Genomic DNA, 1381 nt, shown 5'->3' on the forward strand with positions numbered 1-1381 from the left:
GTGCTTGCCGTAGTGGTACTCCAGCGTCTCTTGCGAGTACTCGGGGGCCAGCGCGTCGAGGGCGTAGGGCAGGGGAGGGAGCTTGTGTTCCATGTGGGTCCTTGCGGTTGGTTGATTGGTTGGTTGGAGAAACAGATAAAGCGATTCAGGCCTGCGGCGTGCCTGTTTTCGGCGTGACCTGGTAGGCGCAGCGCCGCGCGCCCGCGAGCACGTGTTCGACGCGGCTGACGGTCACGTCGGACCCCAGCACCTCGTCGAAGAGTTGCAGTTCACTGCGGCAGAAACCCGTGCAGGCCTGCGCCGCGGTGCAGATGGGGCAATGGTTCTCGATGAAGAGAAAGCCGTCGCCCTCGGGCCGGAACTCGGCCATGTAGCCCTCGCGGCTGCGGATCTCGGCAAGCCGCTCCAGCCGCGTCTTGAGGCTGCGCGCGCCGCGCATGGCCTCGGTGTAGTTGGCGCGCATGGTGTTCTCGCGCGCAACGATGAGCTGGTCCATGCCCTTCTGGCCGAACACGCTGATGACGGCGCTGATCATCTGCACCGTCATCTCGGCGTGCGTATCGGGAAAGCGCTTGTGGCCCTCGCCGGTGAGCCGCCAGATCTGCGTGGGCCGGCCGCGCCCGCTGGGGCGGCTTTCGGCGTCCACCAGCTTGTCGGCCTCCAGCTTGGCCATCTGCTGGCGCACCGCTTCCACCGTGACGTTCAGCACCTTGGCGATGTCGGGAATGCCGAGCGCGCCGCGGGTCTTGAGCGTCGAGAGGATGCGGTCTGCCGGCTGGTGCGGCATCCAGGTGGGCTTGCTGCTGGCATCTGGGACGGACATGGCGGGTTCAATCGTGGAGGGAATCAATGCCATTGTCAGGTGGTTGGACCGCCCCTTTCATCCAAAGGTGCTTGCCACCCGCCACCCAGCGCCTTATAGAGCGCAACCAGGCTGGTGTACGAGGCGGTTTCGGCCTCGGCCACGGCGTCCTGTGCGCGCAGCAGGGTGCGTTGCGCGTCGAGCACGCTCAGGTAGGGGGCGGCGCCCTCGCGGTAGCGCACTTCGGCCAGCNNCGGCGGCGCGGCCGCTTCGGGCCGAGGCTTCGACCAGCCGTTGCAGGCGCAGCTGGTTCTGGCCGTAGCCTGTCAACGCGCCTTCGACGTCTTCGATGGCGCGCAGCACGGTCTGCTCGTAGAGCGCGCGGTCGCCTTCGGCGCGGGCTTCGGCCCCACGCACGCGGGCCTTGACCGAGCCCAGCCGCAGGGCGGGCCAGCTCACGCCGGGCGTCACGCTGAAGGCGCGGCTCGACGAACTGCCCAGGTCGGCGCCGCGCAGCGCGACGAAGCCCAGGAAGCCGCCGATGTCGAAGCGCGGATACAGCTCGGCCGTGGTGGCGCC

General features: G+C 68.3%; 1 protein-coding gene and 2 pseudogenes. All 3 read right to left on the bottom strand.

The window, feature by feature from the left end; genetic code table 11:
• Nucleotides 1-93, bottom strand: a pseudogene (locus DBV14_RS32945) (superoxide dismutase [Fe]); the annotation flags it as partial.
• A gap of 52 nt (nt 94-145) precedes the next feature.
• Nucleotides 146-823 carry a metalloregulator ArsR/SmtB family transcription factor gene (locus tag DBV14_RS32950; protein WP_124466412.1) on the bottom strand — a complete coding sequence of 226 codons (678 nt, stop codon included), beginning with the start codon at nt 821-823 and terminating at the stop codon, nt 146-148.
• A 35-nt stretch (nt 824-858) separates the two neighbouring features.
• A pseudogene (locus DBV14_RS32955) lies at nt 859-1381 on the bottom strand (TolC family protein); the annotation flags it as partial.

Origin of the sequence: Variovorax sp. KBW07, from assembly GCF_003852515.1 — a bacterium.
Classification (GTDB): Bacteria; Pseudomonadota; Gammaproteobacteria; order Burkholderiales; family Burkholderiaceae_C; genus Variovorax.